The following is a 4019-nucleotide window of genomic DNA, read 5'->3' as shown; positions in this document are numbered from 1 at the left end:
CCTAGTTTATTCTTAGGTGTTCCTAACGATGAAGTGTACCTGGTCATCAAATGGTTAAAGAGGGCAGAGGACTGGGCAAATTGGTGTCAGGCACCCCATATGTGATTAATAAGTCGGTGTGAAAAAACCTGCTGATCCTACAATGATTAATAGAATAAACAGCACGACAATTAAAGCAAAGCCGCCACCGGCATAGCCTCTAACTGCACTCATCCAAACACCTCCAAATCTGACATAGTTAATTATATGCAACACACTTTAAGAAGTTTGTACGTTACAAGGTGGAGTTTGCCTTTAGCTGTATAGTTTCTAGAGGAATATAGCATATTAATAGGTAACGAACGACAAGGACAACAAAATACAATTCAAAAAATGGGCATAAAAGATGCTGTCAGTAATTGATCTAACTCCTTTTAAAGGCATCCCAAAGTAAGGTAACTCTCCCTCCTGTATTAGTAATTCAGAGGATTTAACAGATTTTCATCTATTACCGACAGTTTTTGACGGATTTAAACAGGTTATAATGATAATTCCCGTTATTAGCGACTTGTTGTTAGGCATTAACTTCTGTAATGTTATAGAGTATCGGGAAAAAAACAGAATATTGATGAAAAGAGGTGTTAGATTTTGGATAGTCTCATTACGTATATTCAAAAAGATTTTTCAAATATAATGTCTTATACAATTGAACATATTCAACTTGTTGGTGTAGCCGTTGTGATATCTATTCTAATTGGGGTCCCGCTTGGTATTTATTTGACTACGAACGAGTACTTAGCTGAAACGATTCTTCAAGTTGCTTCAATTATTTTAACTATTCCAAGTATTGCATTGTTTGGTATCATGATCCCCATTCTTTCTACGATAGGTCAAGGTATTGGTTTTTTACCAGCTGTTATTGCTTTGATTCTTTATTCACAACTACCCATTATTAGAAATACGTATACCGCCATTAATAACGTTGATCCCAATTTACGAGATGCAGCTAAAGGACTTGGAATGACAACTTTTCAGCGGTTGACAAAAGTAGAGATTCCAAACGGCATTCCATTGATCATGGCTGGAGTGAGAACTGCCACCGTATTAAGTATCGGCATCGGGGCTATTGCAGCGTTTATTGGATCAGGAGGTCTTGGAGTAATGATTAACTCTGGTATCAGTCGTGGGAATACAAATATGGTTTTAACGGGTGCCATTTTTGTATCTATCCTGGCCCTCATTGTTGATTTTGGCTTGAAAGCCATACAAACTAAGTTTACTCCAAAAGGTATACGATAGAAACTTACAAAGAGAGGTCATACTAATGATAGAATTTGATCATGTGACAAAAATTTACGGCGGCGATGTAAAAGCAATTGATGACATAAATTTGACTGTAAATGATGGAGAGTTTGTTATTCTACTTGGCCCGTCTGGTTGTGGGAAAACAACATTATTACGGATGGTAAACCAGCTAGAAGAGCTTTCGGATGGTAATATTCGGGTTCAAGGAAAAAGTGTAAAAGAGCTCGATAGAATTGAAATGCGCAGGAATATTGGATATGTTATCCAAAGCAATGGGCTTTTCCCAAACATGACGATTGAGGATAATACGATGGTAGTACCTAATTTAATGAAATGGGACAGAATTGATAAACGGAAACGTTTCAATTATCTGATGGACTTAATTGGACTGAATCCAGATGAATTCCGTAACCGTTATCCACATGAGCTATCAGGAGGACAGCAACAACGCATTGGCGTTGCCCGTGCACTGGCTGCTGATCCACCTGTTATGTTAATGGATGAACCATTCGGAGCGTTGGATCCAATAATCAGAAACCGTATTCAGGATGAATTTTTAGGAATTCAACAGGAGGTAAAGAAAACCATACTCTTCGTCAGTCATGATATTGATGAAGCAGTGAAGATGGGAGATCGCATTGCATTATTGAGAGGCGGTAAGATCATGCAATATGATACCCCCACTGAAATTCTTAACCATCCTAAAAATGGATTCGTATCTGAGTTTGTTGGTAAAGATCGCGCTTTAAAGAGTTTAAGCTTATATACGGTAAACGACCTGGTAAAAGCTTTTCAATTAGAGAGTTCCAGTGAAGACATCCAAGATACAAAAACCATTCAAAGCGACTTTTCATTACGAGATGCCATCTCTATCCTTTTGAATCAAGAAGCGGATCAGATAGTTATTGTAGATGAAGAGGGAAATCAGTTAGGGAGCCTGACACTTATTTTGATAGAGAAGTTTTTACACCGTGAGGTAAAAGGATAGTAAGGAGGAAAGTAGATGGACAAGAAGAAGCTTATTGCCTTGATAGTCAAAGCGCTTTTTTGGATTTTCATCATTGCTTTCTTTTGGTGGGTTTTTTCGAACCAAATGTTCTCAAAGATAGTTGAAAATCCAGATAAATTTTTAAGCTTATTACAGCAACATCTGACACTTGTGGGTATTTCTGCGGGTATTGCGATTCTGACTGCCTTCCCACTCGGGGTTTTGATTACTCGCCCTCGTTTTAGAAAGTCTGAATGGTGGATTGTCAATATCGCAAATCTTGGACAAACAATCCCAAGTCTAGCTGTTTTGGCCTTAGCAATGGGATTTTTAGGAATAGGGATAAAGGCCGCAATTGTAGCATTATATATCTATTCTTTACTTCCAATTCTTCAGAATACAATTGCAGGGTTGGATTCAGTTGATCCAGCAGCAAAGGATGCCGCGAAGGGAATGGGTTTGACACCTATACAAATTCTTTTAAAAATCGAACTCCCTTCAGCAGCCTATTCTATTATTGCTGGTATTCGCACAGCAGTTATTTTAAACATTGGAACAGCAGCCCTCGCTTATTTGATCGGCGGTGGTGGATTGGGTGTTTGGATTTTCACTGGGATCCAGTTATTTGATAATTCTTTCCTAATTTCAGGTGCGGTTCCGGTTACTATCTTAGCTGTCCTAGTTGATTATATATTCCGTGGTATTCAATTTTTACTTGTTCCGAAAGGACTTCGGCTTGCAAGAGCTGCAGCCATTGACTCGATATAAAATATAAAATAAAAGGGGAATTTGTTATGAAAAAATTATTAGGAATTATTGCAGCAATATTATTAGCATCTGTTGTTCTAACAGCATGCTCCGGTGATGAAGAGAAGGAAGTAACAGTCGGTGCAAAAAACTTCACTGAGCAATTTTTACTTGCCAAGATGAGCCAGATGCTTTTAGAAGATGAAGGTTTTGTGGTGGATATGAAAGATAATCTAGGGTCATCAGCACTTCGTCAAGCATTGGAAAATGGTCAGGTTCAAGTAACATGGGATTACACAGGAACAGGTCTTGTGACTTATAACGGTGAAGAACCCATTGCTGATGAACAAGAAGCTTATGCAAAGATACAAGAAGTAGATGCTGAGAATGGTATTACCTGGACAAACATCTCTGACGTGAACAACACTTATACACTGGTAATGCGCTCCGAACAGGCAAATGACCTTGGAATAGCTAGCATCAGTGACCTTGCTGATTATGTGAACGCGAATCCTGGTGAACTAAGAATGGCTACAGATGCCGAATTTGCTAATCGTGCAGACGGCTTGCCGGGCATTTACGAAACATACGGCTTTGAATTCGGAGATGAACAAATATCAGAAATGAGCTATGGACTGAACTATGATGCAATCCATAATGAAGAAGTAGATGTAGCAGTCGGGTTCGCAACTGACAGTCGAATACGTGAATATGATTTAGTCAACTTAGAAGATGATCAAAAGTTTTTTCCGTCCTACTCAGCCGCCGTTTCAATGCTAACAGAGACTTATGAAGAATATCCGGAAATTGAGGAAATCTTAAAGCCGCTTGCAGAAGGATTGGATAGTGAGACTATGCGTGAGTTGAACTATTTGGTTGATGTGGAAGAGAACAGTGTTGAAGATATAGCAAGAGAATTCTTAATTGAAAATGGTTATATGGAAGAATAGTAAAAGATGGTGCCTGTCACCACCCGAAATATGTCGAATGACATAAAGGG

The 4019-nt window shown here is 38.7% G+C and carries 5 protein-coding genes; 4 read left to right on the top strand and 1 reads right to left on the bottom strand.

The annotated features are described in order from the left end of the window. Positions 1 to 105: 105 nt before the first annotated feature. Complete coding sequence (locus RZN25_18125) at positions 106 to 213, bottom strand: YjcZ family sporulation protein (GenBank protein ID MEQ6378724.1); 108 nt, start codon at positions 211 to 213, stop codon at positions 106 to 108. Positions 214 to 627: 414 nt separating this feature from the next. Here RZN25_18125 and RZN25_18120 point away from each other — a divergent pair, with 414 nt between their 5' ends. The 4 genes from RZN25_18120 to RZN25_18105 are packed head-to-tail and all read left to right on the top strand — an operon-like array spanning position 628 to position 3969. Beyond that, the gene (locus RZN25_18120) at positions 628 to 1278 is read left to right on the top strand and encodes an ABC transporter permease (GenBank protein MEQ6378723.1); all 651 of its coding nucleotides are present in this window, start codon (positions 628 to 630) and stop codon (positions 1276 to 1278) included. 25 nt (positions 1279 to 1303) lie between these two features. Next, the gene (locus RZN25_18115; GenBank protein ID MEQ6378722.1) at positions 1304 to 2272 is read left to right on the top strand and encodes an ABC transporter ATP-binding protein; all 969 of its coding nucleotides are present in this window, start codon (positions 1304 to 1306) and stop codon (positions 2270 to 2272) included. A gap of 15 nt (positions 2273 to 2287) precedes the next feature. Continuing rightward, positions 2288 to 3040: an ABC transporter permease gene (locus RZN25_18110; GenBank protein ID MEQ6378721.1), complete on the top strand. Its 753-nt coding sequence runs from the start codon at positions 2288 to 2290 to the stop codon at positions 3038 to 3040. A gap of 26 nt (positions 3041 to 3066) precedes the next feature. After that, positions 3067 to 3969, top strand: a complete 903-nt coding sequence (locus RZN25_18105; GenBank protein MEQ6378720.1) for a glycine betaine ABC transporter substrate-binding protein — start codon at positions 3067 to 3069, stop codon at positions 3967 to 3969. The last annotated feature ends 50 nt before the right edge of the window (positions 3970 to 4019 follow it).

It is taken from the genome of Bacillaceae bacterium S4-13-56, assembly GCA_040191315.1.
In the GTDB taxonomy this organism is placed as follows: domain Bacteria; phylum Bacillota; class Bacilli; order Bacillales; family JAWJLM01; genus JAWJLM01.
The sequence above is the reverse complement of the archived record's forward strand: the minus strand, read 5'-3'. Positions and strand labels throughout refer to the sequence as shown.